Here is a 17866-nt window from a genome sequence, read left to right as displayed (position 1 = left end):
ATCGCCTGGACCTGCATGATCGGGCCGATCATGCAGGTCCAGGGCGGGGGGCTACTCCCCGGCGCTGTCGGCCGCCTCGACCGCGGCGCGGGACTCGATGATCTCCTGCTGGGCCCGGGTGTGGCCCTCGATGATGATCTTGACGACCTCCTCCGGGTCGTCGGTGAGGTGGAACAGGTCGATGTCCTGCGGCGAGATCTTGCCGGAGGTCAGCATCGACTCCTTGACCCAGTCGAGCAGGCCGCCCCAGAACCGCGTGCCGACCAGCACGATCGGGAAGCGGGTGATCTTCTTGGTCTGGACGAGGGTGATCGCCTCGAACAGCTCGTCCAGCGTCCCGAACCCGCCCGGCAGGACGACGAAGGCCTGCGAGTACTTGACGAACATCGTCTTTCTGACGAAGAAGTACCGGAACTCCAGGCCGATGTCGAGATGGTCGTTCAGCTTCTGCTCGAACGGCAGCTCGATGCCGAGGCCGACCGACAGGCCGCCGTTCTCGTCGCAGCCCTTGTTGGCCGCCTCCATGATCCCCGGGCCGCCGCCGGTGATGACGGCGTAGCCGGCCTCGTGCAGGCGGGCGCCGATGTCGACGGCGAGCTCGTACTCCGGGGAGTCCGGCTTGGTGCGGGCGCTGCCGAAGACGCTGACGGCCTTCGGCAGCTCGGCGAGGAGGCCGAAGCCCTCGACGAACTCCGCCTGGATCCGCAGTACCCGCCACGGGTCGGCGTGCACCCAGTCGACCGGGCCGCGGCCGTCGAGCAGCCGCTGGTCGGTCGTGGTCGGGGGGACGGCCCGCCCCCGCAGCATGGCCGGCCCCTGCCGGCGCGAGCGGGAATTCACTTCCGTTGTCATGAAGCCACGGTAATGGGACCCTCCAGCCACGTGCGCATACGTTGCTCGCACTCGGCGATGAGGGGGATCTCGACGTACTCGTCCCGTGTGTGCGCGAGGGTCGGCTCGCCGGGGCCGTAGTTGACGGCCGGGACACCGAGTTCGGCGAAGCGGGCGACGTCCGTCCAGCCGAGCTTGGCGCGGACCTCGGCGCCGCTCATCGCGGCGAACGCGGCGGCGGCCGGGTGGTTCAGCCCGGGGCGGGCGGCGGGCGCGCCGTCGGTGACCGTCACCTGGAAGCCGGCGAAGATTTCCCTGAGGTACGCCTCCGCGTCGGCGAGGGACTTGTCGGGCGCGAACCGATAATTCACGGTGACGACGCACTCGTCCGGGATGACGTTCCCGGCGACGCCACCCGAGATGAACACCGCGTTCAGGCCCTCGTGGTACTCCAGCCCGTCCACGACCGGACGTGACGGCTCGTAGGCGCGCAGGACGTCCAGGATCGCCCCGGCGGAGTGGATCGCGTTCGACCCCATCCAGGCGCGAGCGCTGTGCGCCCGCTCCCCCGTCGCGGTGATCTGGACGCGCATCGTGCCCTGGCAGCCGCCCTCGATCAACCCGCCGGTCGGCTCCATCAGCACGGCGAAGTCGCCCGCGAGCAGTTCGGGCCGGGACTCCGCGAGATGCCGCAGCCCGTTGCGCGCGGCCTCGACCTCCTCGCAGTCGTAGAAGACGTAGGTGACGTCCCGGCTGGGCGCCTCGACGGTCGCGGCGAGCCGGAGCGCGACCGCGACGCCGCTCTTCATGTCGGTGGTGCCGCAGCCGTAGAGCCGGTCGCCCTCCACGCGGGAGGGGAGGTTGCCGTTCAGCGGGACGGTGTCGAGGTGCCCCGCCAGCACGACGCGTTCGGCCCGTCCGAGATCGGTGCGCGCGACGACGTTGTTGCCGACGCGCTCCACCGCCAGGTGCGGCAGCGTCCGCAGCGCCTCCTCGACGGCTCCGGCCAGGGATTCCTCCCCGCCGCTCACCGACTCGATGTCGACGACCGCCGCCGTCAGGCCCGCGACGTCCGAGTACAGATCAAGCCCCATGGCCGAAGGTTATCTATCATCGCGTTCGTGGAGATGCCCGTACTGGAGTGCGCCGTCCATTGGGCGCGTCCCGCCGACGACCCCCGGATGCGCGACCTCCTGGACGACGGGGAGCGCGACCGCTACGCGCGGTTCATGCGCGCCGAGGACAAGGCCCGGTTCGTCACCGGGCGGTTCCTCGCGCGCACGGTCCTCGCCGAGGCCACCGGCCGGCCCCCGCACGACCTGCACTTCACCACCGGCTGCCCCCACTGCGGCGACGCGCACGGCAAGCCGCGCCTGCCCGGCAGCGGCCTGGACTTCTCGCTCTCCCACTCGGGCGACCGCGTCCTGCTCGTCCTGGTCGAGGGCGCCGAAGTCGGGGCGGACGTGGAGCAGGAGAGCGACCGCGACGTCGACAGCCTCTCCCGGATGGTCCTCACCGCCGCCGAAGCGGAGGTACTCAGGACCATGGCCGACCGGAAACGCGGCTTCCACGCCTACTGGAGCCGCAAGGAGGCGCTCCTGAAGGCCACCGGCCACGGCCTGGCCGCCCCGATGACCGCCATCCACGTCTCCGGCCCCGACGAGCCCCCCGAGGTCGTCGCCTGGGAGGGCGAGGCGGCCGTCTCCCCCGTCCGGCTCGCCGACCTGGACGCGGGCCCCGGTTACGCCGCCTCGGCCGCCGTCCTCACCGACCGTCCCCTCAGGCTCGCCGAGTTCCCGCTCAGGTGTTGATGCCGTGGTCGCGGAGGATGTCGTTGAGGGACGCCTTGTCGTGGCGCTGCCCCTCCTCCAGCCGCTTGAGGATCAGCACCGCCGGAAGCCCGAACGTGCCGCCCTTGAACTCCTTGTAACGGGTGCCGCCCACCGCGACGCACCAGTCGGGGATGCGCCCGCGGCTGATCTCCTCGCCCGTCTCGACGTCGATGACCGGCATGGACGCCGACAGGTTCGTCCCCGACCCGACGACGGCGCCGCGCCCGACCCGCGCCCCCTCGACGATCATGGACCGGCTGCCGATCATCGCCTCGTCCTCGATGACCACCGGCTTGGCGTTCGGCGGCTCCAGCACGCCGCCGATGCCGACGCCGCCCGACAGGTGGACGTTCTTGCCGACCTGCGCGCACGACCCCACGGTGGCCCAGGTGTCGACCATCGTCCCGGAGTCGACGTAGGCGCCGATGTTGGTGAACGACGGCATCAGCACCACGCCCGGCGCCAGATGGGCGCCCCACCGCGCGATGGCGCCGGGCACGACGCGCACGCCGTCCAGGCGCGTCTTCAACGGGATGCGGTCGTGGTACCGGAAGTCGCCCACCTGCGATCGCGCCATGCCGAGGACCTTGAAGCTCAGCAGGATCGCCCGCTTGGCCCGCTCGTCGACGACCACCTCGTCGGTCGCGGGGTCGATCCGGGCCACGCGGGCCTCCCCGGAGTCGAGCTGGTCGACGGCGGCGACGATCGCCGCGCGCGCCCCGGCGTCGTCGGGCGTCAGCTCGGCGCGCCGCTCCCACAACTCGTCGATGTCGCCGGAGATCGGGCTGGTGAACGTTTCGGTCATGCCTCCTGAGCTTACTGGTGGCCATCTCCCAGTACTGTCTTCGCGTGGCTGTTTGGGCGAGGTTGAAGGCGCGCCCCGAGGAGGGGGCGAGCGGCGGGCGCCGCCGGCGCGGCGTCCGCTGGGCCGCGGTCCTGTGCGTCGTCGTGCTGCTGGTGGGCGTGGGCGTCTACGTGGCCTTCCAGCGAGCGCGCCCGTACCTGCACGGGTCCGGCTGCGAGGTGCGCACGAGCCTGGGCAAGATGCCGCTCGACCTGGAGCAGGGCGCGAACGCCGCCACCGTCGCCGCCGTCGCGTTCCGCAAGCAGCTCCCCGAACGCGCCGTGGTGATCGCCTACGCGACCGCGATCCAGGAGTCGCACATCCACAACCTGCCGAACGGCGACCGCGACTCGGTGGGCATGTTCCAGCAGCGCCCGTCCCAGGGCTGGGGCACGCCGGACAAACTCCGCGACCCCGTCCAGGCCACCAGCAAGTTCTTCGACGCCCTCGTCAAGGTCAAGGACTACCTCGACCGCGACCTGCACGACGCGGCGCAGAAGGTCCAGCGCAGCGCCGACGGCCGCGCCTACGCCCAGCACGAGCCCGACGGCAAGCTCCTCGCGACCGCCTTCACCGGCCGCGAGCCCGCCACGGCCCGCTGCTGGTACCCGCCCGACAAGAAGACGACGTCCCGCCGCCCCGAGGCCCTCCTGGAGATGCGCCGCGCCTTCGGCAGCCGCCTCAAGGTCGGCGGCCCCGGCCCCCTGAAGGCGGGCTCCCCGTCCGACCCGAAATCGTGGAACGCGGTCCAGGTCACCAACCCCCGCTCGGGCTGGGCGGTCGCGAGCTGGGCCGTCACCCACGCCCAGGCCTACGGCCTGACCGAGGTCCGCTACGCGGGCAAGCACTGGAAGTCCAACGCCGGCCACGACGGCTGGACCGCAGACGAACAAGCCGCCCAGACCACCGTCATCGTCCAGTAGCCCTCCGGGTGTGCCCCCCTTTCCCGTTCGCGACGCCGAGCCCGAGCAGGCCGTGCCCGCCGGTCGGATGGGCTACGACCTCGACGCGGAGCGGCTGCTGCTTCACACCGTCCAGTCGGCCGAGGCGTTCGAGGCCCTGCTCACGACGGGCACCCTGACGACGGACCCGGACCTGGCGGAGGCCGAGTTCACGGACGCCTACGACTGGATCCACCGGATGATGGCGGCCCGCCTGCCGACCAGCGGCGAGGGCGCACTGTGGCTCTGGGCACGCACCCGCCGCGAGCATCTGGTCGACAGTTGCCGCCGCTCGCGCGGCCAGGTACTGCTCACCTGCCGGGTCCCGCGCGAGCGGGTGCTCCTCTCACACTTCGACGAGTGGCATCTGGTCCTGAACAGGGCCCTGGGAATGCCGAGGCTGCCGGGCGAGTCCGAGGACGACGCCTTCGCCCGCTGGGAGGAGGCACAAGACGTTTTCGACGCCCGTCTACGAGCAGCGGGACTGCGCGACGCCCCGATCCGAAACTGGACCCCCGACCTGCGGAACGAGATCGAGACCTCCTGGGAATGCATCCTCGACCGAGCCAACTACGGCCCGTCCGAGTGCTGGCAGGCCACCGTGCACGCCTTGAACACCAACGACGTGGTGGAAGCGACCCGAATCACCTGAAGCGAGGGCGACCGCCAGGGCTCCGGCGCGTGGGCCTGACATTCGCATTCTGCGGAACGGTTGGTGTACAACTTCGCCATGGATGCCGTGGACCTTCAGAAGCTGCTCGACAAGGTTTTCAAACAGGCGGTGGTCTATCACGGGTTTGTCGACTACATGCGCGACTACGAGGTCATCGTCCGCCCGTCCGGAGATCCTGTGACCGGCGTTCGTCCTGCCCATCTGCGGTACCTGTTCCGGTACTGCGTTGAGGCCCGCTGCCAGACGACCCTGTCCGCTGATGCCTGGACAGAGTCGCTGGACGACCGTCTCACCGACTACCGGAGCGGCGTTGATATCTACGGCTATCTCTGGGGCGTGAAATGGCACGTCCTCTATCCTGGGGCGAGCGTGGTCGCTGAGTCGAAGTCGGCCGACAAATGGACTGCGGCGCTTGGAATCGACTTCCACGAGGTACGCATCGAGACCAACGCACATGACCTGACGCTGGTGTTCTCCGACCTGCAGACGAGCGAAGTGCCGGCCGGCCACGCCCCATTCACTGTCGGCGAAGGCCCCGCGAGGCCATAAGACGGCTCGACTGGACACGCCACATCGGTGTCCGATGCCGAACGGGGCCTTCGGCCGGTCACACCTCGTCCGTCCGGTCGCCCTTCGCTCACTTGTCACTCGTTTACCGTGCCATGAGCAACCTCTTCAAGACAGCACCCTTTTCTTTGCCTTTGGGCGGTTGTGCCGGTGACCTTGGTAAAGGGCATATCGACGAGTGGCCCGGGGGTTGGTTGGGGGGCGGCTGGGCGGGAAATCGTGGACGCATGGAGATACCACGGACGTTGGTGCTGACCGGGCATTTTCCACCGGAGCCCGGCGGGGTGCAGACGTTCACGTGGGAGTTGGTGCGGCGGCTTCCCGCCGACCGGCTGGTCGTCGTGGCGCCCGCGTGGCCGGGGGCCGCGGAGTTCGACGCCGATCTCGGGTTCCCCGTCGTCCGGCGGCACGCGTACCTGCTGTTCCGGGGGCTGCGGCGGCTCGTCGTGCGGCATCGGGTCGAGGCGGGGTGGATCACGGCGGCGGCGCCCTTCGGGATGTACGCGCCGCTGGTGCGGGCGGCCGGGGTGCGGTGGCTGGTCGGGTCCGCGCACGGGCAGGAGCTGGGGTGGTTCCGTGCGCCGCCGACGCGGCTGGCGCTCAGGACGGCGGCGCGGTCGTTCGACGTCCTCACCCATCTCAGCGCGACCACGCTGCCGGAGCTGACGGACGCCGTCGGCGACCGGACGCGGCTGGCGCGGCTCGCCGGGGCGGTGGACACCGTGCGGTTCCGGCCGGGGCTGGACGGGACGGCGGTCCGCCGCCGGCACGGCCTCGGCGACGGGCCGGTGGTGCTCAGCGTCGCGCGGCTCGTGCGGCGCAAGGGCCACGACATGCTGATCCGCGCGTGGGCGGACGTGGTGCGCCGGCGCCCGGACGCCCGGCTGGTGATCGTCGGGGACGGTCCGATGCGGCGCAGGCTCACCGAGATGGCGGACCGGGAGGCGCCCGGGACGGTCACGGTGACCGGGCCCGTCTCCGCGGCGGAGCTGCCGCGCTACTACGCCGCCGCCGACGTGTTCTCGCTGCCGTGCCGCGACGACCGGGCCGGGCTTCAGACCGAGGGGCTCGGCCTGTCGGTGCTGGAGGCGTCCGCGGCGGGGCTTCCGGTGGTGGTCGGCCGGTCCGGTGGCAGCCCCGAGTCCCTGATCGACGGCCGGACGGGGGTCCTGGTCGACGCCACCGGACCGGACGAGATCGCCCTGGCCCTGCACCGCCTGCTCGGCTCCCCCGCACGCGCCGCCGCGATGGGGGCCGCGGGACGGCGATGGACGTGCGAACGCTGGAGCTGGGACGCCGCCGCGGCCCGGCTCGCCGCCCTGCTGAAGGGCTCCGTCCTCGACGCGCCGCCCAAGCACGACACACCGGGGATGGAGCCCGCATGGGACTCAGGGAGCAGCTGAACAAGCGCGACTTCCGGCGGCTCATCGTCGGCCAGACGGTGTCCTCGTTCGGCGACTGGATGGGCACGCTGGCGCTGATGTACTTCGTGCTGGAGCTCAGCGACTCCACGACGGCGGTCGGCGGCGTCCTGGTGCTGCGGCTGCTCCCGTCCGCGCTCGGCGCGCCGGTGGCGGCGCGGGTGGTGACGCGGTGGCGGCGGCGGAGCGTGCTGATGTGGTCGACCCTCGTCCAGACGGGGATGGCGGTGGCGCTGCCGATCGTGCCGTGGCTGGTGTGGGTGTACTTCTGGGCCTTCATGATCGAGGTTGCGGGCCTGATCTTCCTGCCGGCCCGGGACGCCTCCATCCCGTTCCTCATCGAGGAGGAGGAGAACCGGCACGACACCGGCACGCTGGAGATCGCCAACGGCATCACGATGGCGACCTCGTACGGGATGATCCCGGTGGGGGCGGGCGCGTTCGGGCTGATCCTCTACTTCTCGCAGCACATCGGCCTGGAAGGCCACTGGCGCTACGTGGCGGTGTTCTGGCTCGACGCCCTGACCTACCTGGGCTGCTACTTCGCCATCCGCTCGATTCCCGATCTCGGTCCGGGGCCGGTCGAGCGGCGGGAGGTCGAGCGCAGCGAGCAGGAGGCGTCGCCCCGCGGTCTCCTCTCGGCGGTGCGGCTGCCCGTGGTGCGCGGCGTCCTGCCGGGGGTGGCGGTGGTGTCGCTCGGGCTGGGCGCGCTGTTCTCGCTGGGCGTGGTGTTCGTGCGGAACGTCCTGGCGGCGGGCCCGGTGGGGTTCGGGACGCTGGTGGTGCTGTTCGGGGTCGGCGCCCTCGTCGGGCTGCTGATCATCCACCGCAAGGTGCGGAACCTGGCGGTGCAGATCCGGGTCGGGACGGCCGTGCAGGGGGTGGTGATCTTCCTCATGGCCCTGCTCGGGACGGTGGTGTGGGCGTTCATCGGAGCCGTGCTGTTCGGCGCGGCGGCGACCAGTGCCCTGGTGGGCGGCATCACCTACCTTCAGGAGTCGCTCAGCGGCGTGAACCGGAACCTGGCCCTCACGGCCTTCCACGCCGTCCTGCGGTTCGGCCTGGCACTGGCCGCGCTGGTGGCGGGAGCCGCGGCCGACCTCCTGAGGAGGGCCGGCGCGGCTCCGCTCGGCTTGCCGCCGTCCCAGTTCGTGCTGGCGGTGTCGGGGCTGATCGTCCTGTTCGGGGCGACCCTGATCCGGGTCCCCGGCGCCAACGGCCTCTCCGCTAGGTGACCGGCACGGCGCCGGCCTTCCTCTCCGGCTCCGCCGCGGACGCCTCACCCCGGCTGTTGGCGGCGCGGAGGGCGACCACGGCCGCGGCGACCAGGAAGAGGGAACTGGCCAGCAGCGCCCGGGAGAACCCGCCGGTGAGCGCCTCGGGGACGGGTCTGCGGTCGGCCAGCAGGTCGTCCGTACGGGACGTGGCGACCGCGGAGAAGATCGCCAGGCCGAGGGCGCCGCCGATCTGCTGGGAGGCGTTGAGCAGCGCCGCCGCGAGCCCGGCCTTGTCCGGCGGGACGTTGGCGTTGGCCGCGGTGGTGACGGCCACGAACGTGAAGCCGAGCCCGAACGAGGTGACCATCAGGCCGGGCAGCAGGTCGGCGAGGTAGTGGCCCTCCACCGGGATGCGCGACAGCAGGTAGATGCCGGCGGCCGCGAGCAGCAGCCCGGCGATCATCACCGGGCGCGTCCCGGCGCGTCCGATCAGCGGGGCGGACGCGCCCGCCGCGACGGCCACGCCGAAGCAGAGCGGCAGGTAGGCCGAGCCGGTCTCCAGCGGCGAGTAGCCGAGGACGTTCACCATGTACAGGCTGAGGAAGAAGAACATCGACAGGAACCCGGCGACGGCGACGAGCTGGGTGACGTCCGCGGCGGCCAGCCCCCTGATCCGGAAGATCGACAGCGGGAGCAGCGGGTTCCGGCTGCGCTGCTCGTTGACCAGGAACGCCAGCAGGAGCGCGGCCGCTCCGGCGAGGCCGCCGATCGTGCGGCCCGCGTCCCAGCCGACCTCCGGGGCCTTGACCAGGGTGAACACCAGCAGCAGCATGGCGCCGGTGACGAGGACGGTGCCGAGCGCGTCGAAGCCCGCGAGCCGGGCGGTGCGCCGGTCGCCCTCGACGAGCAGGAACAGCCCGGCGATGACGATCACGCAGACGGGGACGTTCACGAGCATCACCCAGCGCCAGCCGGGCCCGTCGGTGAGCAGCCCGCCGAACAGGACCCCGGCGGCCGACGCGCCGCCGCCGACGCCGCCCCACACGCCGAGCGCCTTGCCGCGGTCGCCGCCCTCCTTGAAGGTGGTCGTCAGGATCGACAGCGTGCCCGGCAGCATCAGCGCCGCGCCCGCGCCCTGGGCGAGCCGCGCCGCGATGAGCGTCCCGGACGTGGTGGCGAGCCCGCCCGCGATCGACGACAGCGAGAACAGCACGGTGCCCGCGACGACGACCCGGCGGCGTCCGAGCAGGTCGGCGAGCCGTCCGCCGAGCAGCATGAACCCGCCGTAGGTGAGCAGGTAGCCCGACGGCACCCACTGCAGGTCCTGGACGGAGAAGTCCAGGTCGGCGCGGATCGCGGGCAGCGCCACGTTGACGATCGAGGCGTCGATGAAGTCCAGGAACGCGATGGCGCACAGCAGGGTCAGGGTGAGCTTGCCGCGTCCCGTCGCGAGGAAGGACGGAGGGGATTCGGTCATGGAGACCTCCGGTCGGTGGACCCGCGCCGCTGACCGCCGGGCGCGGGGAGCGCAGAGGGCCCTTCGGGTTCCCCTGGCTGATTCGTTCCGCGACCCATGAGCGGATCCGGGGGCGGGAGTGTGACGCGAGGCGGCGCCAATGAGGTCCAGGTCACACTTCGTCCGCGGATGTCACATTCCGGGGCCCGTCCTCCCTCTGAGGGGGGAGCGCACAGGAGGCCGAACCATGTCCGAGGGGACCACGGACGACACCGCGACGCGGGTGTTCGCCGATCACCGGGAGCTGCTGTTCTCGGTGGTCTACAACATGATCGGGAGCGTCGCCGACACCGAGGACGTCCTGCAGGACACGTGGCTGGCGTGGGCCTCCCGCAGCGCCGCCGGGGACCCCGGGGAGATCGAGAACCCGCGCGCCTACCTGGTGCGGATCGCGGTCAACACGGCGCTGTCGCGGCAGGCCGCGATCAGCCGCCGCCGCGAGACGTACGTGGGGCCGTGGCTGCCCGAGCCGCTGGTGGCCCGGGACGACGTGAACGAGTCCACCGAGCGCACCGAGGCGGTCTCGATGGCGCTGCTGGTCGTCCTGGAGACGCTCACGCCGCTGGAACGGGCGGTGTTCGTCCTGCACGAGGTCTTCGGCTACGCGCACACCGAGATCGCGCCGATCCTCGACCGCAGCCCGGCGGCGGTCAGGCAGCTCGCGCACCGCGCCCGGGAGCACGTGCACGCCCGCCGCCCCCGCTACCAGGCGGACCCGAAGGTGCAGCGGCAGGCGACGGAGCGGTTCCTCCAGGCCGCCCTCGGCGGCGATCTGGACGCGCTGATGGACATCCTCGCGCCGGACGTGACGCTGTGGACGGACGGCGGCGGCAAGTCCAAGGCCACGGCGGCCCTGCGTCCCATCCACGGGGCCGACCGGGTGGCGCGCGCCATCACCGGGACGACGGCCCGCAGGCCCATGGAGCTGGACATCATCTACCGCACCGTCAACGGCGACCCGTCAGCGGTGCTGTTCAACGAGGACGCGCCGTTCGCCGTCATGGTCCTCGACCTGGACCCGGACGGCCATCGCGTCCGCGGCGTCTACGCCGTCACCAACCCCGACAAGCTGACCCATATCGAGGAGGACGGCTGACCCCGCTCCGCACCGCCCGGCGGCGGCCGGGAGCCATGATCCCTACTAAAAGAGTCGGAATAGTTGACTATCATGGAGGGCCGTGATTCGCTGAGTTCTGGGTCCGAAGGGGTTCGCGGTTCCGCCCGGAGACCAGGGCCCGGTGCGGGGTGGCACCGGGCCCGTCTCCGGTTCAGGGACGGGGCAGGACGCACATGGCGTCGAGGCCGAGGACGCGGTTGAGGCGTCCGAAGGCCAGCCAGGAGCCGATGCACATGCTCAGCTCCACAATCTCCGCCTGGGTGTAGCAGGCGGACATCCGGGTCCAGAAGTCCTCGTCCAGCCCGTGGTGGTCGAGGACGTAGCGCTCGGCGTACTCGGCGGCCAGGCGGGTGCGGTCGTCGAAGGCGCCGGTGGTGCGCCATTCGGTCACCGCGTCGGCGAACCCCTCCTCGACCTTCTCGCCGTCGCGGTCCGTCCGCCAGTCGAGGCAGAACAGGCAGCCGTTGAGCTGGGCGACGCGCAGCCGGGCCGCCTCGAACTCGCGGAGTCCGAGGGTGGTGTGCGCGTAGACGGCGAGGGAGAGGTTCGAGGCGGCGGGGCCGATGCCCGGCACCATCTCGCCCCACACGTACTGGATCGGGTCCTTGCCCTCGGGGATCTCGATGTTCACGGGCCTGCCCTTCTGATGCCGCCTCTGATGCCGCCTCTGATGACGCCTCTCACGACGCCGTCCTGCCGAGTTTGCCCGCGGCGGGACGGACGGGAACGTCGAGCGCGTCGTAGAGCCCCGGTTCGGCGTCCACGAGCCAGTCGATGGCGTTCACCAGGCGCCCGGCGGCGGTGGCGTTCCCTCCGGCGGCGCGGTTGCCGTGCTCGTCGGTGGCCTCGACGGTGACCTCGATCCGCGGGACGCCCTCGATGACCACGCGGTGGGCGCCGTCGCCGTCCGGGGGCACGGGCCAGTCGGGCGCGCAGGACGGGTGGATGCGCGTGACGTGCTCGACGACGATGCGCGGCTCGCCCGCCACGATGCCCTGGACCTCGAACCGCACCGCGCCCTGCGTGCCCTTCTCGAACTCGCCCATGGACGCGGTGGTGATCGTGGCGTCGAGCGGGCGCCGGTCCACGGTCTCGCGGATCTCGTCCAGCTCGGCGCCGAGGGCGCGGGCCATCAGCCCGACCTGGCCGCCCCACACCATGGTCGGGACGGTCGCGGCGAGCATCGGCGGCTCGTAGTCCATCGGCTGGCCCATGCCGACCAGGTACCGGACGGAGTCGGGCTGGTCGTAGGTGGAGTAGTCGAAGATCTCCTGACAGCGGACGACGTCGATCGTGCCGGCGAGGCCGCTGACCAGCAGCGGCAGGACGTCGTTGCCCCACCCGGGGTCGACGCCGGAGGCGAACAGGGAGCCGCCGCCCTCGGTGATGGCGTCCAGCACCTCCGCGCGCATCTCGGGCGGCGCGCCGCGCTGGTCGTAGAGGGCGTAGAGGGCGGGGGTGACGACGACGGCCCCGGCGCGGATCGCCGTGAGGACGTCGGCGAGCGCGTCGTCCGGCCGGATGTCGCCCGACGCCGCGTACACGACGGCCTGCGGGCGGGCGGCGAGCACGGCGCCCGCGTCGGCGGTCGCCGCGACGCCCAGGTCGCGGCCGAGGCCGGCGAGGTCGCCCGCGTCCCGTCCGACCTTGGCGGGATCGTGGACGATCACGCCGGTCAGCCGGAGCGCCGGATGCGCCTCGACGGAGCGGACGGCCAGCCGTCCCATGTTGCCGGTACCCCAGACGACCACGGAGATCATGCGCGGAATGTACCAGGTCCCAAGCAAGCACTTGGTAGTCCACATGTGGACACGAAAAACTTTCAGGTAGCTCGTGACGCGGCTCACATTTGCATATAGAACACGTTCTAACTTCACGAGTGAGGGAGGTCACATGCGTGACTCCACCCCGTCCCTTAGCGTGTCCCGTCGCGGCTTCATCGTTGGAACCGGTTCTATCGTCGGGCTGGGCATGCTCGGTCGGACCGGCGCCGCGGCGGCCCCGGTTCCGGCGCCGATCCCCAACGGCGCCCGCGTCCCCGTCCTCGTCATCGGCACCGGGTACGGCGGCTCGGTCGCCGCGCTGCGCCTCGCCCAGGCGGGCGTCGACGTCCACATGGTCGAGATGGGCATGACCTGGGACACCCCGGGTTCGGACGGCAAGATCTTCTCGGGCATGAGGTCGCCGGACTACCGGGCCTACTGGCTCCGGACGCGGACCAAGCAGCCCCTCAGCAACTTCCTCGGCTTCCCGATCGACAAGGACGTCCCCAGGTACACCGGGATCCTGGACGCCGAGGACTTCGGCGGCATCCTCGTCTACCAGGGCCGCGGTGTCGGCGGCGGCTCCCTGGTCAACGGCGGTATGGCGGTCACGCCGAAGCGGTCGCGGTTCAGTTCCGTCCTGCCCTCGGTGAACGCCGACGAGATGTACAACGTCTACTACCCGCGCGCCAACGCCGGGCTGGGCGTCAACGAGATCGACCGGGCCTGGTTCGACACCACCGACTGCTACCAGTACGCGCGGGTCGGACGTAAGCACGCCCAGCGCTCGGGGTTCGAGTTCGTCTACGTCCCGAACGTCTACGACTTCAACTACATGAAGCAGGAGGCGGCCGGCGCCGTGCCGAAGTCGGCGCTCAACGCCGAGATCCTCTATGGCAACAACTACGGCAAGAAGTCACTCCAGAAGACCTACCTGGCGCAGGCCAAGGCCACGGGCCGGGTCGCCATCTCGGCGCAGCACCGGGTGACGTCGGTGTCGCCCGCGTCCGGCGGCGGGTACACGGTCGCCATCGAGCAGATCGACACGACCGGCGCCGTCGTGGCGACCAAGACGGTGACCGCCGGCCGGGTGTTCTTCGCCGCCGGCAGCGTCGGCACCAGCAAGCTGCTGGTCAAGCTGAAGGCGACCGGTGCGCTGCCCAACCTGAACGGCGAGATCGGGAAGGGCTGGGGCGACAACGGCAACGTCATGGTCGGCCGCGCCAACCACCTGTGGGACCCGACCGGCAGCCTCCAGTCGGGCATGCCGACCGGCGGCATCGACAACTGGGACGCCGGCGGCGCGTTCGCCGAGGTCGCGCCGCTGCCGACCGGGATCGAGACGTACGCCTCGTTCTACCTGTCGATCACCAACACCCCGCACCGGGCCCAGTTCTCCTGGAACGCCTCCGCGGGACGGGTCGACCTCGACTGGCAGACCGCCTGGAAGCAGTCCAGCATCGACATGGCCAAGTCGATCTTCGACAAGATCAACAGCAAGGAGGGGACGATCTACCGGACCGACCTCTTCGGCACCTACAAGATCTGGGGCGACCACCTCACCTACCACCCGCTCGGCGGCGCCGTCCTGAACAAGGCGACCGACAACTACGGCCGGCTGCACGGCCACCCCGGCCTCTACGCCATCGACGGCTCGCTCATCCCGGGCAACACCAGCGTGAACCCGTTCGTCACCATCACCGCCCTCGCCGAGCGCAACATCGAGAAGATCATCGCCACCGACCTGTGATGATCCGCCGGGATCCGGCCACGGGCGCGTGTGGCCGGAACCCTCTACGGGCAGGCGGGGAGGCGGCTCACCGCCGCACCGCGCCGTACAGCGATCCCGCGAGCAGCGTGATACCCGACAGGGCGCCGCTGACGAAGGGGATCCACTCCGCGGACGACACCGCAGCCATGATCATTCCGGCTGCTCCGAGACCGGTCAGCACGACCCCCGGCACCGCGATGGCGCCCCTCTTCCACACCCGTGCCAGCACGACGAAATGCAGGCCGACGATCAGCGCGATCCAGGCGACATTGATCTCCTGCGGCGCGTCCAGCGCCCTCAGCCCGGCGATCCCGCCGAAGATCAGCGCGAACTCCACGAGCACCACGAGCCCGAACCGCGGCCCGAACCACCCCGGCCGCGCGTCGCCGCGCCCCGTCCCCTCGCGCCGGTCCCCGCGAAAGCCGATCAACAACACCGCGATCAGGCACAGCACCGCCAGGACTCGCATCGCGATCCCGGCGGCCCCCGGCAGGGGCTCTCCCGAGTTCGCGAGCACAAAAGCCGTACCGAAACTGGCACCGACCAACAAACCAAGCAATTGCGGCGACACGCGGAGCAGCCTACTGCCGGCGCGCTGCCAGGCGGACGGCCGCCCGCCTGCGCTTCGCCGTGTCCGTCGGCCGGTCACAGCCCTGTGATGGTCCGCCGGGATCCGGCCACGGGCGCGTGTGGCCGGAACCCTCTACGGGCAGGCGGGGAACAGCCGCCGCGTCCCCGTCCCGGCCGCGTAGGCGGCGGGATCGCTGAACCGGCAGCCGTAGTCCGGACGCGCCACCTCTGACGGCCTCGTGGTCACATCACCCGCGGGCCGCGCGCCCCCGTCGATCCAGCGGACGAGATCGTCCCAGGCCGTGCCCGCTTCCGCGTTCGAGAACTCGCAGTGCTGGGTCGTGCGGACGGCCCGCTGGACGAGCAGCCGCGCCCGGTGGTTCCGCGCGACGTCCCTCGCGTACGCCTGCTCCATGGAGAACGGGACGAACAGATCCCCCAGCCCGTGCAGGCTCAGGACCGGGACGTCCGGACGCCCGTCGATGCGCGGCACCTGAGAGAGCCGGTTCGACAGCCGCGCCCGCGGGTTCTCGACCCGCACCCGCTGGACCGTTCTGTTCACGTCCACGGGCCCGTTCGGCTCGTACCGGGTGAACAGGTTCGTCCCCACCTGGCCCGGATCCTCGGCGAGGGTGGCGTCCGGGTCGGACGGCTCGGCCAGCGTGAAGGGGAAGTCCTTCCACAACGCGAACGACGGCACGGCACCGGGACGCGTCCCGCCCGTCCGGTTGATGACGATCGAGCGGAACTGCTTCCCGCGCTCGTTCGTCGTGTCCGGCCCGCCCGGCCGCAGCGCGGTCAGCCCGAGCGCCGCCTCGATCTTCGGGACGGTCACCGTCGCGTACTGCTCGGTCACCGGGTACTCGCGGACGCCGGACAGGTCCTGGGCGACGAGGTTGTAGTCGAGGAAGTAGTCGAACAGCTCGTTGTCGCCGAGAACTCCGCACATGGGAAGCGCGCCGTCGTAATAGCCGGGGAATTGCTCCAGGGAGCGCCCGATGATGTGCCCGCCCATGGAAACACCGGCGATGATGCGCTGCCGGGGGCGTCCCACTTTGCGGGCGAACAATTCGGCCACGTCCCGAGTGCTCAGCACGCCCGCGCGGACGTCGTAGCCGTTGTCGTAGTAGGACGACGCGGCCCATGCGTATCCCTGGTCGAGAAGGCGTTGCCGCAGGCCGTACGGCGGCGGCTCCACCGTCAGCACGCGACCCTGACCTGCGTATCCGTGGGCCCAGAGCGCCAGCCTGCCGTTCCACTGCGGCGGCACCTCGATGTCGTAGGCCGCATGGCGGTGGACGCCCTGGAGCACCCGTGACGGTTTCCCGTGCACCGGGACGGGCGGCAGCGGCGGATTGTCGATCGTGTATCCGGGGAGCGGCTGGTCGTCGGGAACGCGGTCGGCGCGGGCCGCGCCCGCCGGGACGAGCACCGACAGAACGAGAGCGGAGAGAACGGCCAGGGGGCGGAGGCGCATGGTGCGCATTACATACCGCCCGGTCGGTCAGTGGAATGGCGAGACCGGATCCGGCCTCGCCTTCACGAAGGCGGGGTCGTTCAGGGCCTGCGGCCGTGGAAGGTGCGGCGCAGGTCGCTCACCCAGGCGTCGGGGTTCTCCCAGGGGATGAAGTGGCCGCCGTGGTCGTGGGCGTTGACGTTGACGTGGTTGAACCAGTCGGCCTGCGGGCCGTTCTTGAACGCCCGGACGCGCTCGTCGGCGGTGTGGATGCCGGGCGGGTTCTCGTAGGTGACGAAGGTGAGGCCGACCGGGGCCTGCACGACCGGGGTGCGGTCGTGGGCGGGGGCCCAGGGGTAGCGGTTGGCGTTGGCGTAGTAACGCATGGACGTGGCGATGGAGTTGTTCACCCAGTAGATCGTGGCGTGGGTGAGCAGGTCGTCCTTGGTGAAGACGAACTCGACGTCGCCGCCGTTGTCGCTCCAGGCGTTCCAGCGCTCCAGCAGCCAGGCGAGCAGTCCGGCGGGTGAGTCGCTCAGCCCGTGGGCCAGCGTGGCGCCGTCGAGCATGTGCACGGTCAGGTGGGACGCCGAGCGGTGGTCCATCTCGATGATGCGGGCGCGGACTTCGGCGGGCTGGTCGTCGGTGAGGGGACGGTTCCGGGCGAAGTCCCAGGCGCGGGGCCCGGTGAAGAAGTCGAGCGGCAGCCCGGAGCCGATGTGGATGCCGTACAGCTCGTCGGCGTACTTGTGGCCGAGCTGGCTGGTGACGATCCCGCCGATGTCGCAGCCCCCGGCGGCGTACTTCTCGTATCCCAGGGTCTCGGTCATCAGGGTGTGCCAGAGGTCGGAGACCTTCCAGAAGTTGACGTCCGGAAAGCCCGTGAGCGGGCCGGGGAAACCGAAGCCGGGCAGGGACGGCACGATGACGTCGAACGCGTCGGCGGGGTCACCGCCGAACGCGGCCGGGTCGGCGAGCGGGTCGATCACCTTCGACCAGTGCCAGAACGTCCACGGCCAGCCGTGGGTGAGGATCAGCGGGATCGGGCGAGTCCCGCGCCCGGGCTTGCGCATGAAGTGCACCGGGACACCGGCGACGTCCACCTGGAAGTGCTCGTAGGCGTTGATGGCGGCCTCGGCCTTGCGCCAGTCGTAGCCGTCCCGCCAGTAGGCGACCAGCCCACGGAGATAGCCGTCCGGGACGCCGTAGGACCAGTCCGCATTCCCCTCGTCCAGCGGCGGACGGGTCAACGCGAGGCGGGCGCGCAGATCATCAAGGACCTCATCGGCCACATGGATCGGCGTGGGCTCCAAGGGGAAGTCGTGCGGGGCGGTCATAGCGTGTTTC

General features: G+C 71.1%; 17 protein-coding genes. 8 read left to right on the top strand and 9 right to left on the bottom strand.

The window, feature by feature from the left end; genetic code table 11:
* Positions 1-51: 51 nt before the first annotated feature.
* Together BJ999_RS09450 and dapE are read right to left on the bottom strand one after the other, a co-directional pair.
* Positions 52-852: an LOG family protein gene (locus tag BJ999_RS09450; RefSeq protein ID WP_179832945.1), complete on the bottom strand. Its 801-nt coding sequence runs from the start codon at positions 850-852 to the stop codon at positions 52-54.
* Complete coding sequence (gene dapE, locus BJ999_RS09445) at positions 849-1925, bottom strand: succinyl-diaminopimelate desuccinylase (protein WP_179832944.1); 1077 nt, start codon at positions 1923-1925, stop codon at positions 849-851. The genes BJ999_RS09450 and dapE overlap by 4 nt, the downstream gene beginning before the upstream one ends.
* Positions 1926-1958: 33 nt before the next feature.
* Between dapE and BJ999_RS09440 the strand changes: the two genes are divergently transcribed.
* Positions 1959-2642 carry a 4'-phosphopantetheinyl transferase family protein gene (locus BJ999_RS09440; RefSeq protein ID WP_229810446.1) on the top strand — a complete coding sequence of 228 codons (684 nt, stop codon included), beginning with the start codon at positions 1959-1961 and terminating at the stop codon, positions 2640-2642.
* Here BJ999_RS09440 and BJ999_RS09435 read toward each other — a convergent pair.
* Complete coding sequence (locus BJ999_RS09435) at positions 2632-3468, bottom strand: 2,3,4,5-tetrahydropyridine-2,6-dicarboxylate N-succinyltransferase (RefSeq protein WP_179832942.1); 837 nt, start codon at positions 3466-3468, stop codon at positions 2632-2634. The genes BJ999_RS09440 and BJ999_RS09435 overlap by 11 nt on opposite strands.
* A gap of 44 nt (positions 3469-3512) precedes the next feature.
* Between BJ999_RS09435 and BJ999_RS09430 the strand changes: the two genes are divergently transcribed.
* The 5 genes from BJ999_RS09430 to BJ999_RS09410 all read left to right on the top strand — a co-directional run bounded on the left by BJ999_RS09430 (position 3513) and on the right by BJ999_RS09410 (position 8344).
* Complete coding sequence (locus tag BJ999_RS09430; protein WP_229810430.1) at positions 3513-4430, top strand: hypothetical protein; 918 nt, start codon at positions 3513-3515, stop codon at positions 4428-4430.
* A 10-nt stretch (positions 4431-4440) separates the two neighbouring features.
* Positions 4441-5100 carry a DUF3841 domain-containing protein gene (locus BJ999_RS09425; RefSeq protein WP_179832941.1) on the top strand — a complete coding sequence of 220 codons (660 nt, stop codon included), beginning with the start codon at positions 4441-4443 and terminating at the stop codon, positions 5098-5100.
* Positions 5101-5163: 63 nt separating this feature from the next.
* On the top strand, positions 5164-5670 hold the full coding sequence (locus tag BJ999_RS09420; RefSeq protein WP_218935001.1) for a YxiG-like protein: 507 nt from the start codon (positions 5164-5166) through the stop codon (positions 5668-5670).
* A gap of 245 nt (positions 5671-5915) precedes the next feature.
* Positions 5916-7091, top strand: a complete 1176-nt coding sequence (locus BJ999_RS09415) for a glycosyltransferase family 4 protein (protein ID WP_218935000.1) — start codon at positions 5916-5918, stop codon at positions 7089-7091.
* On the top strand, positions 7070-8344 hold the full coding sequence (locus tag BJ999_RS09410; protein WP_179832940.1) for an MFS transporter: 1275 nt from the start codon (positions 7070-7072) through the stop codon (positions 8342-8344). Before BJ999_RS09415 ends, BJ999_RS09410 begins: the two co-directional genes overlap by 22 nt.
* On the opposite strand, the gene BJ999_RS09405 is transcribed toward BJ999_RS09410, so the two are convergent.
* The gene (locus BJ999_RS09405) at positions 8337-9803 is read right to left on the bottom strand and encodes an MFS transporter (protein WP_179832939.1); all 1467 of its coding nucleotides are present in this window, start codon (positions 9801-9803) and stop codon (positions 8337-8339) included. The two genes, BJ999_RS09410 and BJ999_RS09405, sit on opposite strands and share 8 nt — an antisense overlap.
* Positions 9804-10029: 226 nt before the next feature.
* Between BJ999_RS09405 and sigJ the strand changes: the two genes are divergently transcribed.
* Entirely contained in the window at positions 10030-10938 is a 909-nt protein-coding gene (sigJ, locus tag BJ999_RS09400; protein ID WP_179832938.1) for an RNA polymerase sigma factor SigJ, read from the top strand.
* Between the two features lie 172 nt (positions 10939-11110).
* On the opposite strand, the gene BJ999_RS09395 is transcribed toward sigJ, so the two are convergent.
* A complete protein-coding gene (locus BJ999_RS09395) occupies positions 11111-11590 on the bottom strand; it encodes a carboxymuconolactone decarboxylase family protein (RefSeq protein WP_179832937.1) in 480 nt (159 codons plus the stop codon).
* A 49-nt stretch (positions 11591-11639) separates the two neighbouring features.
* A complete protein-coding gene (locus BJ999_RS09390) occupies positions 11640-12719 on the bottom strand; it encodes an NAD(P)H-dependent amine dehydrogenase family protein (protein WP_179832936.1) in 1080 nt (359 codons plus the stop codon).
* A gap of 211 nt (positions 12720-12930) precedes the next feature.
* On the opposite strand from BJ999_RS09390, the gene BJ999_RS09385 reads away from it, so the two are divergent.
* On the top strand, positions 12931-14472 hold the full coding sequence (locus tag BJ999_RS09385) for a GMC oxidoreductase (RefSeq protein WP_229810433.1): 1542 nt from the start codon (positions 12931-12933) through the stop codon (positions 14470-14472).
* A gap of 67 nt (positions 14473-14539) precedes the next feature.
* On the opposite strand, the gene BJ999_RS09380 is transcribed toward BJ999_RS09385, so the two are convergent.
* The 3 genes from BJ999_RS09380 to BJ999_RS09370 form a co-directional block, all read right to left on the bottom strand.
* On the bottom strand, positions 14540-15064 hold the full coding sequence (locus BJ999_RS09380) for a hypothetical protein (RefSeq protein ID WP_179832934.1): 525 nt from the start codon (positions 15062-15064) through the stop codon (positions 14540-14542).
* A 132-nt stretch (positions 15065-15196) separates the two neighbouring features.
* The gene (locus BJ999_RS09375; protein ID WP_218934999.1) at positions 15197-16540 is read right to left on the bottom strand and encodes a hypothetical protein; all 1344 of its coding nucleotides are present in this window, start codon (positions 16538-16540) and stop codon (positions 15197-15199) included.
* 80 nt (positions 16541-16620) lie between these two features.
* A complete protein-coding gene (locus BJ999_RS09370; RefSeq protein WP_179832932.1) occupies positions 16621-17856 on the bottom strand; it encodes an epoxide hydrolase family protein in 1236 nt (411 codons plus the stop codon).
* Positions 17857-17866: the final 10 nt, after the last annotated feature.

It is taken from the genome of Actinomadura citrea, assembly GCF_013409045.1.
GTDB classification, from domain to species: Bacteria; Actinomycetota; Actinomycetes; order Streptosporangiales; family Streptosporangiaceae; genus Spirillospora; species Spirillospora citrea.
The sequence above is the reverse complement of the archived record's forward strand: the minus strand, read 5'-3'. Positions and strand labels throughout refer to the sequence as shown.